The sequence below is a fragment of the Sphingomonas sp. genome (assembly GCF_019635455.1).
Taxonomy (GTDB): Bacteria; Pseudomonadota; Alphaproteobacteria; order Sphingomonadales; family Sphingomonadaceae; genus Sphingomonas.
This window is the reverse complement of sequence record NZ_JAHBZJ010000012.1, coordinates 80,243-99,142: the sequence shown is the minus strand read 5'-3', so window position 1 is coordinate 99,142 and position 18,900 is coordinate 80,243. Positions and strand designations below refer to the sequence as shown.

The window sequence follows — 18,900 nt, the reverse complement described above, 5'->3', positions numbered from 1 at the left end:
TCTGACATACAGCGCGTGCGCGAGCTGGTTGCTTGGCTACGCGAAAACTGGACAGATCATAGTGCCGATGTAGCTCTGCTTGATGCGTGGTGTGCCGTACGTGAGGGGCTTTCCATTGAAGCACCCGAAGGATCGAGACTACTTGCATTTGATGCCGTGCCTATGATTGATCGGTGCTGGCCACTGCTCAGCCAGATCGGAAAAACGGTGATACTTGCCCCGTCGATGCAATTTGTAGTGGCACTATGGCGCACATCGGGAGGGACTTTCGTGCAGACTCAGACCCCCGATGAACTTCGCGGAGCCACGTTGCGCGGCAAATCGACGGGTCCACTCACATCTAGCGCACTCGATTTGCGGAGAGTGGCCAGCTTGATCCAACGCCCTTCTCGCTATGCTAGCCCGTTCCATCAGACCGTGCGTCGGGTACTAATTGACATGAGCGCCAATAGTGATGAGGTTGCTCTGTCTAACGAGATAGATAACCTAGCACGCGCGGCCGGTGTCGATCCGTTGATATTGGTCTTCATCATCAGCGACCTGTTGCCGCCTCAATCTGCCGAAGGCAGCTCGGAGCAGTACGAGTATGCAAGCTAGAGACACACAGCGAGGGCGGGAATGGACTGGTCAGAGTTTCTAGACACTCAGGAACCGCTCGGCGCATAGCGCTGTTCAAACTCTACAGATGACACGCCGTCGGCGGAACCATGTCGGCGGACCGGGTTGTAGAGCATCTCGATGTAGTTGAGCACGACGGACCTTGCCGTCTCCCGACTCGGGTAGATCCGCCGCTTGATCCACTCCTTCTACAATGCACTGAAGAAGTTCTCGGCCACCGCGTTTTCATCTGGACAACAACAATCGCTGCTCCCCCCACAGTGCAGGCGGATTGATCGACAGGGCATGCAGCCGGACGCCGTCCGGCAGTTCCTCGTCGAGGATTGCGGCGACGATGTCCGGCGCCAGCAGGGTCAGGTTGATGTGCCGGGCTACATAGCTGTGATCGGTTCCTTCGCGGCGCGCGATCTCGCTCATCGATGAGGCGTCTCCTGCCTCAAGCATCCTGAGCCAGCGGTGACCCCGCGCAAGCGCCAGTTGAAGCGGCGTGGCGCCTGTTCGAGTCCGGCCTTTGGACTCGAACTCTGAGCCCTGGGGTACTACGACCCGCCGCCCGCTGCGCCGCCGGAGAGCGATCGGGATGTTCAGGATCATTCCGCCGTCGCTGGCGACCACCTCGGCCACCGGCCCGGACACCTCCAGGGTCGGCCCTTTCATGCCACCGCCCCCGCCGTCGTGCTGGCGTCGGCGGCGAGAGAACTGATACCGCCGGGCCGGAGCCGAAGTTCCATGTTCGTCGGCGAGACGATGACCCGTTCGACCAGCAGCCGGACCAGCCGTTCCTGTTCAGCTGGGAAGAGCTGGTCCCACACCCGGTCAACCTGCGTCATGGCGACCGTGACCTTCGCTTCGTCCAGGGTCGGGTCGAGAGCCACCGCCTGCGGGATCATCGCCTCGATCATCTCAGGCGCCCGCAACACGCGCCGCAGTTGGGCGACGACCGCCCCCTCCAGCTCCCCCGCCGGCAGGCGCGGCAGGCCCGACGTGCCCAGCCCCTCGTGCGTGTCCCGCGTGCTCAGGTAGTAACGGTAGGTGCGGCCGTTGGCCTTGGTGGTGTGCCACGGCGTCAGGGCACGGCCGTCCGGGCCACTCAGCAGGCCCTTCAGCAGGAAATGGACCTTGCCCCGCCGTGAGGCACCTGCCCGGACCCGGCAGTTGACTTGCAGGAGGGCGTGCGCCTCATCCCAAAGGGCGCGGTCAATGATCGGCGCATGCGTGTTCTCGAAGTACTGGTCGCGGTGCTTCATTTCCCCGAGGTAGGTCCGGCAGTGCAGAATCTTGTGGACCGAACTCTTGTCGTGGAGTTGCCCGACCATCACTCTACCCGCCTTGGTCGTCCACGTTTTGTTGCACCAGCCTTTCACGCGGATCTCCTGCACGACCTTGAGAATCGATCCCAACGCAACGAAGCGGCGGAAGATAGTACGGACCTGTTCGGCCTCGACATCGTTGATCGCCAGCCGGCGGTCGACGACGTCGTACCCAAGCGGCGGAATGCCGTGCATCCACAGTCCCTTCTTCTTGCTGGCGACAAACTTGTCGCGGATACGCTCAGCGGTCATCTCGCGCTCGAACTGGGCGAACGCTAGAAGAACGTTGAGCATCATCCTGCCGATCGCGTCCTTGGTGTTGATCTGCTGCGTTACCGAGACAAACGTCGTCCCGTACTCCTCGAAAACCTTGACCAGCTCCGCGAAGTCGAACAGTGACCGTGTCAGGCGATCGATCTTGTAGACAACGACGATGTCAATCAGCCCCGCCCTGATGTCCGCCATGAGGCGTTGAAGGGCTGGCCGGTTGAGTGTCGCTCCCGAGAAGCCGCCGTCGTCGTAATCGTCCGCGACAGGAATCCAGCCCTCAAGGCGGTGGCTGGCGATGAACGCCGCGCCAGCGTCGCGTTGAGCATCGAGCGAAGTGTATTCCAGGTCGAGGCCTTCTTCGGTCGACTTCCGGGTGTACACAGCGCATCGCTGCCGCCTTGCTGCGGTAGCGTTCATCGAGCACGCCCCTTGCGCAGACCGAAGAATGCCGGACCGCTCCACCGGGTACCCGTGATCTCCCGGGCGATCATTGACAGGCTGGGGTAGCGCTTCCCGGCGTATTCAAACTCGCCGTCGGGCATTACAAGTACCCGGTGCTCCACGCCGTCGTAGATGCGCAGCAGTTCTGTCCCGGCCACGGGAACGACGCCAGTCCGCTGCCGCATAAGCGTGCCGGTGGCGATCAACTCGTCAATGCGGCGTCGGTTGCGCTCAAGCAGCGACCGGTCGGTCTTGGCATACTCGATCTCCTGCCAGCGGTAGGCAATTCGCTTCTCGACGAAGCGTCGATTGGCGACGGGCGGATCGCTGCCGAAGAGTCGGCGCCATTCTTTGGTGAGGTTGCTCCACGACCAGTTCGCCAGATCGGCGATACGCGCGGCCATCGATGCGGTTGTCGCCGCGGTAGGGATAGGTTGTGTCATGCCTGTGGACTCCGGTTGGTGGAGTCCACATGGACGCGCTGTGTCGCGCCAAAGCCAAGACCAACCGGAGAGGCCACGCCGACGGCGCCGTCTTGCGCATTGCCGCCACGCAGGCGATACAGGCCAAAGGCTAGGAGGACGGCGGCCTCTGCGCGTCGCTGTGACGGCGTCATGCGTGCCGGGTCATGGAGGTTGGAAGGGATCATGGTGTGCCCGCTGGAATGTCAAACCAGTGGGCAGTGTGTCCCCGCCATCATTTCGCTGTATCGCAACGCGACGTAGTGACAGCGAATAGGGCAAATACCGAACCTTTCAGACCTATGCTCTGCGCTTTGCCCAGAACACAATCACCGTCCGGACCAATCAGCCGGGGAACTTCGGAAACCGATCATTCGGATTCTTCGCCATCCATTCCTTGTGTGCAGCCGAGCCTTCATATGCTGCAAAGGAGCGAGGCATCCTCCCCCGGCCACTCCAGGTTTCGCCGGTATGGGGGAGCCAGTATTTGGGTACGACTTCTCCGGCAGCCGACTTCTTAGGCTTCGAAGGCGCCTTCTCACCGGCAGCTGCAGCGATCTCGGCTTTCTGTTTCGAGGTGAACTGCGGACAGAACTGCCCGAGCAACCTCATCACTTCCGAGAACGCGTTCTCGGCGGCTTTCCGGCGCAACTCGGTCTCTTGTTGTTGCAGATTCCGAAGCTCCTCTTCGAGCTTTGCTTTTGCCGACAGGACGGAATCCAGGGTTGGTGCATTCATTGAATCATTACCTCGCGACTTTCTGGCAACAAATTGGCCTAGAAGTAATCTTAAGACAAAAGACGATCTGCATGGAAATTGCTCAGATCGCGCATAAAAAGCCATGATGCCTCTGGCACCATGGCTTGGAAGGTTACGGAGGGTAATTAGCTGCAGTTCAACTGGCCGACCTTGAGTCCAAGACACCTGCCCACTCTGCGGGGGCCGCAAGAATAGCCTGCTTCAACGGCCATCCAGGAGCCTCTTCGATGATATGAACAAGCGTCCAAGCAATGCCATAGCAATCATCTGGCCCCAGGAGCTTAGTAAGCTCAATCGCTTCTTCATCAGTCACTGGCCTTACAACATCCAAGAGCAATGATTGGAACCCTTCGAGAAATTCCGGCTCTGCCTCATCTGCTCTTGGCAGTGACCCATATCTTACAAGTTCGGATACTTTGATCTGCATCGTCAATTCACGCCCTATGATGTAGAGATAAACCCCGGAAAGTTAGTCATAGAATGGCCAAGTCCGCGCTTCGGCGCGGACTTGGCGAAGCCACATCAATGGTCAATATCAGGCAAAAAGGCTATTCGGCAGACCACACCTTTTCAAAAGCAATCCCCTTCAGACCAAGCTCCTTTACTCGATCAACAATCCTTTGGCTAACGTATGTTGCACTTGCACGATGAGGAAGCCTGAAGACGTCTACTCCTCTCACTTTGTCTGCAAAAAACACGGGGCGATTGATTAACATGATCCTGTCAGTTCCAGGGATCAAGTCCAAATCTGATGCTTCCCTATCGAGCGCATCGATAACCTGGGCCTTGAACACACTCAAGGTAGAACCGTCTTCGAGCAACAGAGGCAGGCACTCCCCATTCCCTTTAAGGATATCTGCAAGCGCATTGGCGCTTTCTTGCCTCATGATGAGAGCGCCCATCCCTATGCAGGGAAAGTCAGAACGCAGAGCAGTTTGACGCCAATCCGCTCTTGTAAGGCGCACAGGAACGGCTCCCCATGGCTTATCGCCCATGAAAAGAAATTTTTCATAATCTTCTTCGTTGCAAGGATTAACAATTTCGTAGCCTTCCTCACCAACAAAATCGTAGAAGATCACTTATACACCTCCTGACAATAGTCTTTGGCGAAGCTGAAGCAAGATCGCCTCGGCTTCAGTCCTGCTTGTCGCCGCCGAGAGAGCACGGTTAACTGCTTGATAGTATGCTCTTGTGTGCACTGTTGAGTGTATTGCTGCAGTAGTGGTTCCAGCAAGAGCCCGGTTGGCCGGCAAAAATACGCCGTTGACCGCATCGTTGATACCGATATTGAATCTATTGAGAACAAGTCGAGATGGCCCGGCGGCCTTCGCGCTTCCAGCAACAATGTGATGCGCTGCCGTCCCCGCAGGTCGAGCGACACCTGCATTTACAAGAGATTGCCCCAGCAACTTGGAAGATGCGTGACAACCTGCCCCGACAACATACCTTGGCTTGAACGCTCTCGCTACGACTTTCGCCCTTGCATGCAAGGCGATTTGTCTTTTCGCGACACGAGTAGCCGCTTTTGCCCCAAGGTGTAGGCCCAGCCTCGGGAGGAGGTAACGCCCACCCACTCGAAGAACGAGACCAGCGATCAACCCATCCGGATCACTGTACATCAGCGGCGAAGCATCGCCATATCCATAGGTGCTGTTACCGCCGTTCAGCCCAAGCGGGTCCGACTCCAGGTAACGGCCAGTGGTCGGATCGTAGTCGCGATAGTAGTTGTAGTTGAACCCCGTCGCACTGTCGTATCGCTGCCCCGGGAAGCGCATGTCGAACACAAACGCTGTGCCATCGCCATCCACGTCCTCGTTCGGCGCGCTATCTCCGAAAGCCTCGCCGGCCAGATCCCAACGCCACACCGCAACATTGCGATCCGGGTCGATCACCACACGAGGCGTGCCGAGGGCATCAGCCTCGATGTAGAACAGCTTCTGGCTCGCGCCCGCGCCGACCAGCAGGCCCACAGGCAGATCGTCCATCCAGATGACTTGTTGGATCGGCTGGCCGTTGACGTCGAAATCGCCGACCCACTTGCCGTCCTCGTCGTAGAGCGTGGTGACAGCGATGCCGCTGCCATACCGGTAGACGCGTTCGTCCAGGCCGTTGTAGAGGTAGCTCATCGCCACCACACCGTCATGCTTCACGAGGCGCATGCGGTTCGCGTCGTCGAACTCGAACTCGCGCACGTTCGGGGGCGCTGCAGCGAACGACATCACCCCCATGCTTGCGATCTCGCCGGGAGGCGGCAAGATCGGGCCGGGGCCAGGGTCGCCACCACCACCGCCACCGCCACCGGTCGCGGCACCCCCGCCCCCTGCCCCGACGCCCCCCCGCGACTGGCAGGGATCGCGCCCGATCCAGCGCGAGGGCGATGGCCCGCCGCCGCGCCGCGGGCCGCTGACGGTGCCGGCCCCCACCGTATCGGGAGCGACGCCCGACGCGCCGCCGCCGCCGCCAGCGCCACCACGCCCGCGTGTCGAGCGGCCAGGCCCGGTCGAACGGCCGACCTATGTCGCGCCGGAGCCGCAGCGTGCGCAGGCGCCCTTGCCCGCACCGGCACCGGCATATGTGCCACCGGCCCCACCGCCGCCGGTCCATGTGGCGCCGCCCGCTCCACCACCACCACCACCACCACCACCACCACCGCCACCGCCACCGCCCGCGGTCATGCAGCGGCCCGAGCGGCAGTTCCCGGTCGAGCGGCCGCAAATGGCACGCCCCGCGCCACAACCCGATGCGCGGCCGGCGCCGGTGCAGCGCCCGGCCTATGTGCCGCCCGCGCCGCCACCTCCGCCACCGCCGCCGCCCCCGCCGGTCTATGTCGCGCCGCCACCCCCGCCCCCACCGGCGCCGGTCTATGTCGCGCCTCCGCCACCGCCACCGCCACCGTCTCCTCCGCCTCCGCCGCCGCCACGGCCGCGTCCGGAGCCGGAGACGGTGGAAAATCCGAACTGACGGCGCAGGCCGGCGGTCGCGTCAGGCGGTCGCCGGTCCGATCGGGGTGAAGGGAAGGATGCCACGATATTGCGCGAGCGGCGGCGCACCCGGCACCATGACGCCGCGCGTGAGCAGGAAGACATGGCGGACGATCTCCGCCTGTTGCTCGATCCCGTAACGGGTCAGCGTCCAGCCCGGTTTCAGCGCATAGCCGTAGCGACTGAACGGATGGCGGCGCAGCGGCAGGAACACCCCCTGCTGGTGCTGCCACACATGGGTCAGTTCGTGGATCAGATGCGCCTGCAACGCCACCGGCGCGGTGGCGAAATCGTCGCGATACGCGTCGCCCCGGGGATGGAAGTGGATACAGCCCATCGGCGCCATCGTCACCCGGCGCGGCTGAAAGAACGCCCATTTGCGGTGCGCGATGCGCGCGGCGGCATAATCGATCGCATCGCCAAAGACGCTGCGGGCGAGCGCGATCTCGCCGGGGGTGAGCGGGCGGCTGTCCTTCACCTCGCCTAGGTGGAAGCGCGGGCGGCGGATGTCCAGTCGTCGCCCCTGCGCGCCCGCAATCGCCCGGCGGCGTGCCGGCAGCGCGCGGGCTGGTGCGGCGCGCCCGAATCCTGTCTAGAGGGGCGATGTCCCGCCTCATCCTGTTCAACAAGCCCTGGGGCGTCCTCTCGCAATTCACTGACGAGGGCAGCGGGCATCCGACCCTGGCCGATTATATCGACGTGCCGGGCGTGTATCCGGCCGGGCGGTTGGACCGTGACAGCGAGGGACTGTTGCTGCTGACCGATGACGGGCGGTTGCAGGCCCGGATCGCCGACCCCCGCCACAAGATGGAAAAGACCTATCTGGTCCAGGTCGAGGGGGAGCCAGACGCGGCGGCGCTGGACGCGCTGCGGCGCGGCGTGCGGCTGAAGGACGGGATGACGCGCCCCGCGCTCGCGCAACGGATCGACCCGCCCGACCTGTGGCCGCGCGACCCGCCGGTGCGGTTTCGCAAGAGCGTGCCGGATCGCTGGATCTCGCTGACCATCGGCGAGGGGCGCAACCGCCAGGTGCGACGGATGACCGCCGCCGTGGGACATCCGACGCTGCGGCTGGTGCGTTGGCGTGTGGGCGCGTGGACGTGCGACGGGGTGGCGCCGGGGACGTGGCGGGACGTGACGGCGTGATCCGGGGGCAGCGCCGCAGCGTGACCGCCGGTTATCGCAACTGTTCCTGCGCCGCGATCGTCTCCGCACGCTGGGGGAGAAGGGCGACGAGCAGCACGATCGCGCCCCCCAGCACCAGCGAGGCGGCAAGCCGGCTTAGCTCCAGCCCGCCATGCGCGACCGGCTTGTCGAGAAAGTCGCCAACGACGGCGCCGAGCGGGCGCGTCAGGATGAACGCGGCCCAGAACAGCAGGACGCGATCGACGCGGGTCAGGGCATAGAGGGCGGCGATGCCGGCCAGCCCGCCGCCAAAGATCGCCGCCGCACCAAGATAGCCATAGGGGCCATCGGCGACCCAGTCGCCCAGCGCGGTTCCCAGCGTCTGCGAACAGGTGATCGTCAGCCAGTAGAACAACTCCGCCTCACGCCCGTGAACCGAGACGGCCGAAATCGCGCCGAGCGATCGATGCCAGGCGAACAGCGAGGCAAGGACGAGCGCCAGCAACAACAGCGCGCCGCCGGGATAGCCGATGCCGAGCGACCGGGTGGCGAAATCGGCAAGCGTCGTCCCTGCCGTGGTCGATGCGATGATGGTGGCCCAGTACAGCACCGGATGGAACCGCCGTGCGCGCACCTGAAGGAACACCAGTACCGCGAGCAGCAGCCCGAACATCACCGTGCCGGCGACATAGCCGTTGATGCCCGCCCGGCCGGCGCTGGCGGTGGTTTCGCCGAGCCAGCTCATGCTGACCGTGTCCCCCATCGTCTCGCCAAAGGTGGTGGCGAGGATCTTCACGATCCAGAAGCCCAGCGTGGCCGCCGGAACCTTCGCGTACCGGGGTTGGTGGTCGTTCGTCACAGCTGTCCTGTCCTTCGATGGCGTGCCAGGTCGTTCGACATGGCCTATGCTGCGGAGAGGTCTATAAGCGCATGCAGAAACATCGCCGGATCAGCAATTGCGTATGGGCGTAACCAAGCGGGACAGGACCGGTCGCATCGCGACGCGCGCGCGACGCGCATGGGCGATCGTCGCGATCCAGGTCGTCGCCGCCGCCTATTTCCTGATCGACGGGATCGCGGACATCGTCGCCGAAGCGCGACACGGCATCACCGCGGAAGTGGCGACGGAATGCCTGATCGCCGCCGCGCTGGTGCTGGGCGTGGTCATGGGCGCACGCCATGCACAGAGCCTGATGCGCGAGGCGCGCCGGGCGGACCATGTGTCACGGGCCGCGCGTGGCGCGATGAGTGCGCTGATCGAAGACCAGTTCAGGGCATGGGACCTCAGCCGCGCGGAGGCGGAGGTGGCGCTGTTCATCCTCAAAGGCTGTTCGATCGCCGAAATCGCGCAGATGCGCGCCGCAGCCGAAGGCACGGTGCGCTCGCAATTGAGCCAGGTCTACGAAAAGGCGGGAGTTCGCAATCAGGCGGCGCTTCTGGCGGTATTCATCGACCCGCTGCTCGACCCCCTTCTGCCGCCGAACTAGGGGCAGGAACGCGGCGGTCAGGCTATTTCCAGTTCAGCCCGGCGGTTTCGAAGATGAATTGCTGACGCCCCTGCTGATAGAATTCGGCTTCGATGATCGTTTTCCGGGCGCCACGCAGCTGACCCAGAAAGCGCTGCGCATTGGTGATGAACGCGGTTTCGCTCGATCCGTCACTGGTGCCGGTGCAGGAAAATTTCTGGATCGGCCTGTCGTCGAATTTCACCGATATGTAGGATGCGGTAAAATTGTGACACAAAATCTGGCCCTTATCGACGGAGAACATCACGTTCAGCCCGTCCTGCTTGCGGTGCCGCACCGTAATCGCCCCATAGACTTCGCCATAGGGGAATGAGAGGTCGATCTCATTCTCGCTCTTGATCGAGGCGAAACGGGCGACGTCACCGCGCATTTCGTCCTTGTCCTCGCTATATTGCCATTTCGAGGGGGATTCCTCGGCTTGCGGGGGCTTTTGCTTCGCCTGTGCCGGCGTATCGCCGCCCTGTGCCGCCTTGTTCCCGTCGTCGGCGGCATCTCCCTTCGGCGCGGCGGCGGTTTTCGCCGGTTCGACCTTGGGCGCCGTCGCGCCCACGCCGACAAAGGCGACAAAGGCCGCCAGCCCGAAATGCCAGCGCTTCGATCCCTTGATATAGGGTTTGATGATGCCGGCGACGGCCGCCAGAAAAAGAATGACGAATATCGCGGTCATGAACCCCCTCCGGCACGCGCCCTTAAAGGGATTTTGGGGAGCGTCGGCCCGCGATGTCAAGCGAGGGGGTCGCCCCGCGCCGCTACTCCGCCTCGCCGGCGGCCTTCACCGTGGCGGCGACCTCGATCGTCTTGCCGTTGGCGAAGGCAAGGCGCAGCGGGATGGTGGTGCCGGCGCGGACGCTGGGGGCGATGTCGAACAGCATGACGTGCTTGCCCCCCGGCTGGAAGGCCACGGCCTGACCGGCGGGGATCGCGACGTCCTTGAGCGGCGACATGTTCATCATGCCGCCGACATTCTTCATCTCGTGCAGTTCGGTGCGGATCGCGGCGGGCGACGATACCGCAAGCAGGCTGGTCGCGTCCGCGCCGCCATGGACGGTGAAATAGGCGGCGCCCGGCCGTCCCGGCACGGCGGGCAGGCGCACCCAAGCGCCATCGACGCCCAGCTGTGCCTGCTGGCACCCCGCCAGTGCCGCAGCGGCGAGCACGACACCCCCCAGATTCCGTCCCATCCAGTTCCGCATCGCAACCCTTTCTCCCGATTCGGGAATTCGCATGAATGCCGTATTGGGCCGATCATCTTGCGGCAAGGCCGCGCCCACCTATATCGCCCCGTGTAACCGCCGGGTTGCCGATTTCGGGACCCGGCAGAACTTTGGTTTGATCAAGACACGGGGGCCACACGAGGGACCATGGCTAAGGTAATCGGAATCGATCTGGGCACGACCAACAGCTGCGTTGCCGTAATGGAAGGCGGCAAGCCCAAGGTGATCGAAAATGCGGAAGGGGCGCGCACCACGCCCTCCATCGTCGCGTTCGCCAAGGATGGCGAGCGACTGATCGGACAGCCGGCGAAGCGCCAGGCGGTGACCAATCCCGACAATACGGTTTTCGCGGTGAAGCGCCTGATCGGCCGCCGCTTTGACGATCCGGTGACCCGGAAGGACACCGAACTGGTCCCCTACACGATCGTGAAGGGCGCCAATGGCGACGCGTGGGTCAAGGCGGGCGGCGAGGATTATTCGCCGAGCCAGATCAGCGCGTACATCCTTCAGAAGATGAAGGAGACCGCCGAATCCTATCTGGGCGAGACGGTTTCGCAGGCGGTGATCACCGTGCCGGCCTATTTCAACGACGCGCAGCGCCAGGCGACCAAGGACGCCGGCAAGATCGCGGGCCTGGAAGTGCTGCGCATCATCAACGAGCCGACGGCGGCGGCGCTCGCCTATGGCCTGGAAAAGACCGACGGCAAGACGATCGCGGTCTATGACCTGGGCGGCGGCACGTTCGACATTTCCGTCCTGGAGATCGGCGACGGCGTGTTCGAGGTGAAGGCGACCAACGGCGACACGTTCCTGGGCGGCGAGGATTTCGATTCGAAGCTGGTCCAGTATCTGGCCGACTCGTTCAAGAAGGACGAGGGCATCGACCTGACCAAGGACAAGCTGGCGCTCCAGCGGCTGAAGGAAGCGGCCGAAAAGGCGAAGATCGAGCTGTCGTCGGCGCAGACGACCGAGGTCAACCTGCCCTTCATCACCGCGGACCAGAACGGACCCAAGCATCTGGTTAAGACGATCAGCCGGGCCGAGCTGGAGCGGCTGGTCGATGACCTGATCCAGCGCACGCTGGAACCGTGCCGCAAGGCGCTGTCCGACGCGGGCGTGAAGGCGAGCGCGATCGACGAAGTGGTGCTGGTCGGCGGCATGACCCGCATGCCCAAGGTGCGCCAGATCGTGAAGGAGTTCTTTGGCAAGGAACCGCATACCGGCGTGAACCCCGACGAGGTGGTGGCGATCGGCGCGGCGATCCAGGCCGGCGTGTTGCAGGGCGACGTGAAGGACGTGCTGCTGCTCGACGTGACGCCGCTGAGCCTGGGCATCGAGACGCTGGGCGGCGTGTTCACCCGCATGATCGACCGCAACACGACGATCCCGACCAAGAAGAGCCAGGTCTATTCGACCGCCGACGACAACCAGCAGGCGGTGACGATCCGCGTGTTCCAGGGCGAGCGCGAGATGGCGGCTGACAACAAGATGCTGGGCCAGTTCGACCTGGTCGGCATTCCGCCCGCGCCGCGCGGCGTGCCGCAGATCGAGGTCACGTTCGACATCGACGCCAACGGCATCGTCAACGTGTCCGCCAAGGACAAGGGGACGGGCAAGGAGCAGCAGATCCGTATCCAGGCCAGCGGCGGCCTGTCGGACAGCGACATCGAGCAGATGGTCCGCGACGCCGAGAATTTCGCCGAAGAGGACAAGAAGCGCCGCGCGTCGGCCGAGGCGAAGAACAACGCCGAATCGCTGATCCACACCACCGAGCGCCAGCTCGCGGAGAATGGCGACAAGGTGGATGAGGCGCTCAAGGCCGAAATCCAGTCGGCGGTCGATGCCGCCAAGGCTGCGGTCGAAAGCGGCGATGCCGACGCGATGAACGAGAAGAGCCAGGCGCTTGCCCAGGTTGCGATGAAGCTGGGCCAGGCAATCTACGAAAAGCAGCAGCAGTCCGAGGCGAGTCCCGCCGCGGACGGCGCGGCGGCGGGGAGCGAGGCAGGCGGCGAGGATGTCGTCGATGCCGAATTCTCCGAGGTGGACGACAACAAGGCGTAAGCTATGCTCGCCCCCGCCCCTTTCACTCCCAGGGAAAGGCGGCGGGGGTTCGGGCGGGGGCCGAGTAGATGACCACCCAGATGGATTATTACGAGCTGCTCGAAGTCGAGCGGACGGCGGACGACGCGACGATCAAGGCCGCGTTCCGCAAGCTGGCGATCCGATATCACCCCGACAAACATGGCGGGTGCAAGGATCACGAGGCGAAGTTCAAGGCGATCAACGAAGCCTATGACTGCCTGAAAGATCCGCAGAAGCGCGCGGCGTACGACCGGTTCGGCCATGCCGGACCGGGCATGGGCAGCGGCGGCGGACAGGGGTTTGACGCCTTTTCCGATATTTTCGAATCGATGTTCGGCGAGTTCATGGGCGGCGGGCGCGGCGGCCAGACGCGGCGCGGCGCGGACCTGCGCTACGACATGGAAATCAGCCTGGAGGACGCCTTTCACGGCAAGGCGACCGATATCACCATCGACGTGTCCGGGCCGTGCGAACCGTGCGGCGGGACCGGCGCGGCTCCCGGCACCATGGCCAAGCGCTGTCAGACCTGTGCCGGCCATGGCAAGGTACGCGCGCAACAGGGCTTTTTCGTGGTCGAGCGCGCCTGTCCAACCTGCCATGGCGCGGGCCAGGTGATCGCCGATCCATGTCGCAACTGTCGCGGCGAGGGGCGCGTCGATAAAACGGTGACGCTGGACGTCAACGTGCCGCCGGGCGTGGACGAAGGCACGCGCATCCGCCTGTCCGGACAGGGCGAGGCGGGCGCACGCGGCGCACCGCCGGGGGACCTGTACATCTTCATCCATGTCGCGCGGCACGCGATCTTCGAACGCGAAGGCACGACGCTGTATGCCCGTGCGCCGGTGAGCTTCACGACAGCAGCGCTGGGTGGCGAGATCGAGATTCCCGGACCGGACGGCGAACTGCACAAGATCCACCTGCACCCCGGCACCCAGTCGGGCCGCGAGGTGCGCCATCGCGGGGCCGGCATGCCGGTGTTGCAGGGGCGCGGGCGCGGCGACCTGGTGGTGCGGATCGAGGTCGAGATTCCGACCAAGCTGACGGCCGAGCAGAAGGATCTGCTGGAACAGTTCCGCGCGCTGGAGACGGGCGAGGAATGCCCGGTATCCACCGGCTTCTTCGACAAGCTGAAACGCGCGGTCGGGGGGTAATCCCTACCAGAGGTTCTTGCCGTCGATAACCGTGACCGGGTGTTCCGCGGCATCGAACCCGTCGATCAGGCGCGCGTTGACGCTGACGCGGCGGGTCGTTCCGTCCCAGCTGCCGTCGCGTTCGAACGCCGGGCTGTCGGTCCACACGCTGCACCCGCATGCCGAACAGAAATGGTGCGCGACCAGCTTTGTCTGCCATCGATAGGTCGCGTCGCTGTCCGCGCGCGTGATCGTGACCCGGTCCGGGGTGTAATAGGCGTAGAGCTGGCCCCGCTTTGCACAGAACGAGCATGTGCAGCGGGTGAGTTCGGCGGGTATGTCGCCATCGACCTCGAACGCGTTGCGACCGCAATGGCATGAGCCGGTGAACGGCATGTCCTCACCTCCGCCATAGAAAAGCCGCAACGCGCGCGGGAGTTCCACCCCTAATACACCCCGAACAGCTTCGCGCTGGCGACGAGGAGGACGAGGCCGAGCGTGCGCAGGATCCATTTCTGGGGTAGCCGGATGCCCAGCGTCGTGCCGATGATGCCGCCGGCCAGCACCGCAGCGGCATAGAGCGGCAGTTCGGGCGGCAGCCTGCCGATCGCGGCGAGGTTTCCGGCGAGGCCCGAGGCAGAGTTTGCGAGGATGAACACCGCGACGACGCCCGATGCGGGCTTTGGCGCCGACCAGGCCATGAAGAGGAGCAGCGGCGAGAGGAAGATGCCGCCGCCGGTGCCGGTAAGCCCCGCGAGCAGGCCCAGCCCCACCCCGGCGAGGATGGCGAGCCAGAGCGGCGGATCGTGCCATTCGCGCTCTGCCTTCAACTCGCGCGGCCAGAGCATGCGCGCCGCGGAGAACAGCAACACCACCCCCATCGCCGGGCGATAGATTTCGGGAGGCACATGGATCATCCCCCCGACGAACGCGGCGGGGAACGCACCCACCAGAAATGGCCAGAGCGTGCGCCAGCGGAACAGGCCGGCGCGGGCGTAGCGCACCGACCCCATGGTGGAGACGATCAGGTTGAGCACCAGCGCGGTCGGCCGCATCACCGCCGCCGGAACGCCGAACAGCGCCATCAGCGCGATATAGGAGGACGCGCCGCCATGACCGACCGTGGAATAGAGCAGCGCCCCCATGAACAGGCACGCGGCGAGCGCGAGGTGAAGGGTATCGAAGGCCATGAACCCGCTCTATCCAGCCGCGAAGGAACCCCGTGTCAACGGGCTTTCCCTACCGGCGCGGGCGCGTGGAGTGAGGCGATGCGGATGATCGGCCTGATCGGAGGAATGAGCTGGGAGAGTTCGGCGGTCTATTATCGCCTGCTCAACGAGGGCGTGCGCACGGCGCGGGGGCCGAGCGCGTCGGCGCCGTGCCTGCTATGGTCGTTCGACTTTGCGGCGATCGAGGCGCTGCAACATGCCGGCGACTGGGACGCGCTGGAGGCATTGATGACCGATGCCGCGCGGCGGCTGGCCGGTGCAGGGGCCGGGACGCTGGTCATCTGTACCAACACGATGCACCGGTTCGCCGACGCGGTGGAGGCGGCGGCGGGCGTGCCGGTGCTCCACATCGCCGATCCGACCGGCGCCGCGATCGGGGCGGCGGGATTGGTCAGGGTCGGCCTGATCGGCACACGCTTTACGATGGAGCAGGATTTCATCCGGGGCCGGCTGGCGCGGCGGCACGGCCTGTCGGTGCTGATCCCCGGCGACACCGATCGGGCGATCGTGCATGCGACCATCTATGACGAGCTGATCGCGGGCCGCGTGCTCGACACGTCCCGCGCCGCGCTACACGACGTCATCGCGCGGCTGATCGACGCCGGGGCGCAGGGCGTGATCCTGGGCTGTACCGAACTCATGCTCCTGGTCCGGCCAGAGGCGTGCGCGGTGCCGGTGTTCGACACGACGACGCTGCATGCGCGCGCGGCGGTCGCGGCGGCACTGTCCGGGCCGGCGTGCTGACCCAAAGCGTCGATTTGCGCGGCGGCGCCCGGCCGCTAGGTTCTATGGCGATGCGACGGATATTCACCCGCATGGCATGGGCCGCGATGGTCGGGCTGGCAGCGCCGGCGATCGCGCAGGGCAAGGCGCCGGCACCCGCGCGTGAAGTGCGCGAGGCGACCGCCGCCTTTATCGACCGCTGCCGCATCGACGCGACGTTGATGCGCCAGTGCGCGATGCAGCTGACCGATGCGGCGGCGAAGCTGATCGGGCAGGACCGGTTCGCCGACGCCGAATATGTCGCGCGCGCGGGTCTGGCGCTCGTCCAGCGCGAAGCCGATCCCAAACCCTATGACCTGGAGGGCCTTCACCGCGTGCTGGGGCGTGCGTTGAACGAAGGTGGCGCATTCGAGGAGGCCGAACGCGAATTCGGGACCGTGGTGACGTTCAGCCGCGGATCGGCGGTTCGATCGACCTATGCCAGGGACCTGATGGAACTGGCGAGCGCACGCATCAATCTGGGCCGGCTGGAGGATGCCGAAACGGTGCTGAGGGAAGCGCGGGCAGTACTGATCGGCGACCGGAGCTGGCAGGACCATCCCGACATTTCCGCCGCCACCTACCGCCTGGCGCTCACCGTCTATCAGCAGGCGCGATATGAGGAGGCGGAAACCCTGTTCCGCGATGTCGTCGCGATGCGCGAGCGCGCCGCGCCGCGTGTCGGCAACGATTATGGCTGGGCAATCGCGCAGGGATATCAGGGCATCGCCATGGCGCTCGTCCAGCAGGCGCGGCTTGGCGAGGCGGAGACGCTGACCCGCCGTGCGGTGGCCATATTGGAAGCGGATGCCGATCAATCGCACATGGTGGAACTGGCGTCCGCCTATCACAATCTTGCCGAAACGATCGCGCGACAGGGGCGCGACGAAGAGGCCGAACCGATCTTTCGCAAGGCGATGGCGACAGGCATCCGCGCCTATGGCACCGATCATCCATGGGTCGCACAAACGGCGACCGCGCTGGCCCAGACCTTGCGCCGGCTCGACCGGATGGATGCGGCCGAAGCGCTTCAGCGTGACGCGCTGCGCACGCTCGAGCGCCGGCTGGGGCCAGCCCACCCGGATGTCGCGGACGCGCTGATCGGACTCGCGTCGATCCTGCACGGGGAAGGACGCGGGGCCGACGCCCTGCCCCTCGTGCGGCGTGCGCGCGACATCCTGATCGTGGCGACGGGTGCCGATCACCCGCGCACGCTGGCCGCGCGCGGCGGGTTCGCGGGGTTGCTGCGCGATCAGGCCCGCCTGGCCGAGGCGATTGCCGAATATCGCCGGGTACAGGCCGGTATCGCGGCGCGGCTGGACGGATATCGCATCTTTACCCCCGACGCGTTCGCCGAACTGCGCCGCTATCGGCCGGTCATGACGGGACATGTGCGCGCGGCATGGGCGCTCGCCCAGGCGCAGGCGGAGAAGGATCCGCGCTAGGGCGGACGCCTGTCACCCCCTCGTCGCGACCGCCGCGGCGCATGCAAAAGGGGGCCGGCGTTTCCGCCAGCCCCCGTGTCGCCTCGTTTTCCGCCATGCGCCGCCACAGGGGGCTTCGCGTGGTTTCGGTCGGCGGCATGCCCGATCCGCGCCGGCAAGGGTTGCGGATCAGACGTTTGCGCCGTCGAGCGGCAAGCCGCTCTCTGGCCCGGTCACCGGGACGGGCGCGTTCCGTAAGGTTCGCCGCCCCGCCTCGATGTCCGTTGCTCCGCCCGTCTTCGAAAAGACCGGCATTGCGTTCGGCCCCGGTTTCCGCGCCGGCCCCCGAAAGGTCCGGTCCGTTCCGTCTGCCCCGCCCCGGCCATGTCGCCATGCCCGTTGCGGTTCGATGATCCGGCCCTGCCTGCGCGAACGCCGACCGCCCTGATCATCCGCTCCACCCCGGTCGCGAGACCGGAACTTCGCGTTCGGTCACCCGGCACGACCGATGTTCCGGGGGAACATGATCTGCCCTGGCAACCCGCCCTTCCCATGGCACGCGGCCATCAGAGGGACGTTCGGACGCACATTCCGTTTCGTTCCGTCGCCACCCGCTTTCACAGGTCGCTCAGGCCGTTTCCCGGGGCGGCGTCCCCGTTTCGACCCCTGCGGTTTCCCGAAGGCACCAGCAGGCGTTGAACCGTTGCAAGTTTTTGATTTCGCTTCGATTTCTCGTCGCTTCATCGTCCGCTTACAGATGTGATGCTGTCATCGAATCCGAGTCGTGCAAAGCCCCGACCGCATGATACGATCTGTGGATAATGTGGATGATGGGGAGGGTTTTCGCGGAGCCGAATCCGGCGCGCGGAATTGACGCGACGCCCCCTGAATGAAAGAGGCGCGGCATGCAACTCGGGATCGTCCAGCTCGGCGCGTTTCTTCCCTGGCTAGACCTGTTGGGGATCGCGCTGTTCGCCGCGACCGGCGCGCTGGCCGCTGCCGGTCGCGCCCAGACCTTCGTCACCGCCGCGTTCTTTGCGATCGTCACCGGGCTGGGCGGCGGCACGATCCGCGACCTGCTGATCGGCGCGCCGGTCTGGTGGGTCCACCACCCCTATGTCGCCGCGCTGTGCATCGCGGTCGCGGTGGTGATCTGGGTCACGCCCCAGCGATGGTGGGACGGGCGCGGGTTCGACTGGCTGGATGCGCTGGGCCTGGCGGCCTATTCGGTGTTCGGCGCGGCAAAGGCGCTGGGGTTCGGCATCCCGCCGGTGCCGGCGGCGCTGATGGGCGTGCTGACCGCCTGCGCCGGCGGCATCCTTCGCGACGTATTGGCCGGGGAGCCGTCGATCCTGATGCGGCCGGAACTCTATGTGACCGCATCGGCGCTGTCGGCGGCGCTTTATGTCGTGCTCGCGCTCGCCGGGCTGCCGCTGTTCGGGGCCGCGATGGTCGCGGCAATCGCCGGGTTCGGGATGCGCGCGGCGGCGATCGTCTGGAAACTGGCACTGCCCGCCTATCGCGGAGGCCGCTGAGGATTGCGCGACGCGACGGGATGCGAGAGCATC

The 18,900-nt window shown here is 65.0% G+C and carries 21 protein-coding genes and 1 pseudogene; 8 read left to right on the top strand and 14 right to left on the bottom strand.

Translation table 11 applies throughout. The features are described 5' to 3' along the window. Positions 1-597: hypothetical protein (locus KF783_RS14360; RefSeq protein ID WP_294080511.1), on the top strand; the 597-nt coding region annotated here is incomplete at its 5' end. A gap of 47 nt (positions 598-644) precedes the next feature. Here the strand turns inward: KF783_RS14360 and KF783_RS14355 are convergent. From KF783_RS14355 to KF783_RS14315, 9 genes and pseudogenes are all read right to left on the bottom strand, one after another. Continuing rightward, positions 645-854: pseudogene (locus KF783_RS14355) on the bottom strand (IS3 family transposase); the annotation flags it as partial. Then, on the bottom strand, positions 844-1,275 hold the full coding sequence (locus KF783_RS14350) for a LacI family transcriptional regulator (protein WP_294080509.1): 432 nt from the start codon (positions 1,273-1,275) through the stop codon (positions 844-846). The pseudogene KF783_RS14355 and the gene KF783_RS14350, both read right to left, overlap by 11 nt. Next, a complete protein-coding gene (locus KF783_RS14345; RefSeq protein WP_294080507.1) occupies positions 1,272-2,615 on the bottom strand; it encodes a recombinase family protein in 1,344 nt (447 codons plus the stop codon). The genes KF783_RS14350 and KF783_RS14345 overlap by 4 nt, the downstream gene beginning before the upstream one ends. Then, the gene (locus KF783_RS14340) at positions 2,612-3,043 is read right to left on the bottom strand and encodes a DUF2924 domain-containing protein (protein WP_294080505.1); all 432 of its coding nucleotides are present in this window, start codon (positions 3,041-3,043) and stop codon (positions 2,612-2,614) included. The genes KF783_RS14345 and KF783_RS14340 overlap by 4 nt, the downstream gene beginning before the upstream one ends. Before the next feature lie 402 nt (positions 3,044-3,445). Then, positions 3,446-3,838 (bottom strand): H-NS family nucleoid-associated regulatory protein, encoded by a 393-nt coding sequence (locus KF783_RS14335; protein ID WP_294080503.1) that lies wholly within the window; start codon positions 3,836-3,838, stop codon positions 3,446-3,448. Positions 3,839-3,995: 157 nt separating this feature from the next. Then, positions 3,996-4,292: a hypothetical protein gene (locus KF783_RS14330; protein ID WP_294080501.1), complete on the bottom strand. Its 297-nt coding sequence runs from the start codon at positions 4,290-4,292 to the stop codon at positions 3,996-3,998. A 115-nt stretch (positions 4,293-4,407) separates the two neighbouring features. After that, positions 4,408-4,938: a DUF1629 domain-containing protein gene (locus tag KF783_RS14325; protein WP_294080500.1), complete on the bottom strand. Its 531-nt coding sequence runs from the start codon at positions 4,936-4,938 to the stop codon at positions 4,408-4,410. Next, a complete protein-coding gene (locus KF783_RS14320; protein WP_294080499.1) occupies positions 4,939-6,078 on the bottom strand; it encodes an RHS repeat-associated core domain-containing protein in 1,140 nt (379 codons plus the stop codon). Between the two features lie 763 nt (positions 6,079-6,841). Beyond that, on the bottom strand, positions 6,842-7,318 hold the full coding sequence (locus tag KF783_RS14315; protein WP_294080497.1) for a vgr related protein: 477 nt from the start codon (positions 7,316-7,318) through the stop codon (positions 6,842-6,844). A gap of 125 nt (positions 7,319-7,443) precedes the next feature. On the opposite strand from KF783_RS14315, the gene KF783_RS14310 reads away from it, so the two are divergent. Further along, complete coding sequence (locus tag KF783_RS14310; RefSeq protein WP_294080495.1) at positions 7,444-7,986, top strand: pseudouridine synthase; 543 nt, start codon at positions 7,444-7,446, stop codon at positions 7,984-7,986. A 31-nt stretch (positions 7,987-8,017) separates the two neighbouring features. On the opposite strand, the gene KF783_RS14305 is transcribed toward KF783_RS14310, so the two are convergent. After that, the gene (locus KF783_RS14305) at positions 8,018-8,824 is read right to left on the bottom strand and encodes a hypothetical protein (RefSeq protein WP_294080494.1); all 807 of its coding nucleotides are present in this window, start codon (positions 8,822-8,824) and stop codon (positions 8,018-8,020) included. Positions 8,825-8,927: 103 nt separating this feature from the next. Between KF783_RS14305 and KF783_RS14300 the strand changes: the two genes are divergently transcribed. After that, positions 8,928-9,452 (top strand): LuxR C-terminal-related transcriptional regulator, encoded by a 525-nt coding sequence (locus tag KF783_RS14300; protein ID WP_294080516.1) that lies wholly within the window; start codon positions 8,928-8,930, stop codon positions 9,450-9,452. A 22-nt stretch (positions 9,453-9,474) separates the two neighbouring features. On the opposite strand, the gene KF783_RS14295 is transcribed toward KF783_RS14300, so the two are convergent. Then, on the bottom strand, positions 9,475-10,158 hold the full coding sequence (locus KF783_RS14295; RefSeq protein ID WP_294080493.1) for a hypothetical protein: 684 nt from the start codon (positions 10,156-10,158) through the stop codon (positions 9,475-9,477). Between the two features lie 82 nt (positions 10,159-10,240). Continuing rightward, positions 10,241-10,672 carry a copper chaperone PCu(A)C gene (locus KF783_RS14290; protein ID WP_294080491.1) on the bottom strand — a complete coding sequence of 144 codons (432 nt, stop codon included), beginning with the start codon at positions 10,670-10,672 and terminating at the stop codon, positions 10,241-10,243. A gap of 180 nt (positions 10,673-10,852) precedes the next feature. On the opposite strand from KF783_RS14290, the gene dnaK reads away from it, so the two are divergent. After that, positions 10,853-12,766, top strand: coding sequence for a molecular chaperone DnaK (gene dnaK / locus KF783_RS14285; protein ID WP_294080489.1), 1,914 nt, complete (start codon positions 10,853-10,855; stop codon positions 12,764-12,766). Between the two features lie 68 nt (positions 12,767-12,834). Further along, the gene (gene dnaJ / locus KF783_RS14280) at positions 12,835-13,938 is read left to right on the top strand and encodes a molecular chaperone DnaJ (protein ID WP_294080487.1); all 1,104 of its coding nucleotides are present in this window, start codon (positions 12,835-12,837) and stop codon (positions 13,936-13,938) included. A gap of 3 nt (positions 13,939-13,941) precedes the next feature. Here dnaJ and KF783_RS14275 read toward each other — a convergent pair whose 3' ends face one another. Both KF783_RS14275 and KF783_RS14270 read right to left on the bottom strand, forming a co-directional pair. Further along, complete coding sequence (locus KF783_RS14275; RefSeq protein WP_294080485.1) at positions 13,942-14,361, bottom strand: hypothetical protein; 420 nt, start codon at positions 14,359-14,361, stop codon at positions 13,942-13,944. A 2-nt stretch (positions 14,362-14,363) separates the two neighbouring features. Then, positions 14,364-15,107 (bottom strand): sulfite exporter TauE/SafE family protein, encoded by a 744-nt coding sequence (locus tag KF783_RS14270; protein ID WP_294080483.1) that lies wholly within the window; start codon positions 15,105-15,107, stop codon positions 14,364-14,366. 78 nt (positions 15,108-15,185) lie between these two features. On the opposite strand from KF783_RS14270, the gene KF783_RS14265 reads away from it, so the two are divergent. The 3 genes from KF783_RS14265 to KF783_RS14255 all read left to right on the top strand — a co-directional run bounded on the left by KF783_RS14265 (position 15,186) and on the right by KF783_RS14255 (position 18,867). Further along, positions 15,186-15,890 (top strand): aspartate/glutamate racemase family protein, encoded by a 705-nt coding sequence (locus tag KF783_RS14265; RefSeq protein ID WP_294080481.1) that lies wholly within the window; start codon positions 15,186-15,188, stop codon positions 15,888-15,890. A gap of 50 nt (positions 15,891-15,940) precedes the next feature. Further along, on the top strand, positions 15,941-17,353 hold the full coding sequence (locus tag KF783_RS14260) for a tetratricopeptide repeat protein (protein ID WP_294080479.1): 1,413 nt from the start codon (positions 15,941-15,943) through the stop codon (positions 17,351-17,353). An 884-nt stretch (positions 17,354-18,237) separates the two neighbouring features. Continuing rightward, positions 18,238-18,867 (top strand): trimeric intracellular cation channel family protein, encoded by a 630-nt coding sequence (locus KF783_RS14255; RefSeq protein WP_294080477.1) that lies wholly within the window; start codon positions 18,238-18,240, stop codon positions 18,865-18,867. Positions 18,868-18,900 lie beyond the last annotated feature (33 nt).

What these genes read in the sequence shown, in the direction of transcription:
- KF783_RS14350 (WP_294080509.1), bottom strand. Translation starts at nt 1,275, where the DNA reads ATGAAAGGGCCGACCCTGGAGGTGTCCGGGCCGGTGGCCGAGGTGGTC.
- dnaK (WP_294080489.1), top strand. Translation starts at nt 10,853, where the DNA reads ATGGCTAAGGTAATCGGAATCGATCTGGGCACGACCAACAGCTGCGTT.
- KF783_RS14320 (WP_294080499.1), bottom strand. Translation starts at nt 6,078, where the DNA reads ATGTCGTTCGCTGCAGCGCCCCCGAACGTGCGCGAGTTCGAGTTCGAC.
- KF783_RS14300 (WP_294080516.1), top strand. Translation starts at nt 8,928, where the DNA reads ATGGGCGTAACCAAGCGGGACAGGACCGGTCGCATCGCGACGCGCGCG.
- KF783_RS14290 (WP_294080491.1), bottom strand. Translation starts at nt 10,672, where the DNA reads ATGGGACGGAATCTGGGGGGTGTCGTGCTCGCCGCTGCGGCACTGGCG.
- KF783_RS14255 (WP_294080477.1), top strand. Translation starts at nt 18,238, where the DNA reads ATGCAACTCGGGATCGTCCAGCTCGGCGCGTTTCTTCCCTGGCTAGAC.
- dnaJ (WP_294080487.1), top strand. Translation starts at nt 12,835, where the DNA reads ATGACCACCCAGATGGATTATTACGAGCTGCTCGAAGTCGAGCGGACG.
- KF783_RS14265 (WP_294080481.1), top strand. Translation starts at nt 15,186, where the DNA reads ATGCGGATGATCGGCCTGATCGGAGGAATGAGCTGGGAGAGTTCGGCG.
- KF783_RS14345 (WP_294080507.1), bottom strand. Translation starts at nt 2,615, where the DNA reads ATGAACGCTACCGCAGCAAGGCGGCAGCGATGCGCTGTGTACACCCGG.
- KF783_RS14310 (WP_294080495.1), top strand. Translation starts at nt 7,444, where the DNA reads ATGTCCCGCCTCATCCTGTTCAACAAGCCCTGGGGCGTCCTCTCGCAA.
- KF783_RS14270 (WP_294080483.1), bottom strand. Translation starts at nt 15,107, where the DNA reads ATGGCCTTCGATACCCTTCACCTCGCGCTCGCCGCGTGCCTGTTCATG.
- KF783_RS14260 (WP_294080479.1), top strand. Translation starts at nt 15,941, where the DNA reads ATGCGACGGATATTCACCCGCATGGCATGGGCCGCGATGGTCGGGCTG.
- KF783_RS14340 (WP_294080505.1), bottom strand. Translation starts at nt 3,043, where the DNA reads ATGGCCGCGCGTATCGCCGATCTGGCGAACTGGTCGTGGAGCAACCTC.
- KF783_RS14295 (WP_294080493.1), bottom strand. Translation starts at nt 10,158, where the DNA reads ATGACCGCGATATTCGTCATTCTTTTTCTGGCGGCCGTCGCCGGCATC.
- KF783_RS14335 (WP_294080503.1), bottom strand. Translation starts at nt 3,838, where the DNA reads ATGAATGCACCAACCCTGGATTCCGTCCTGTCGGCAAAAGCAAAGCTC.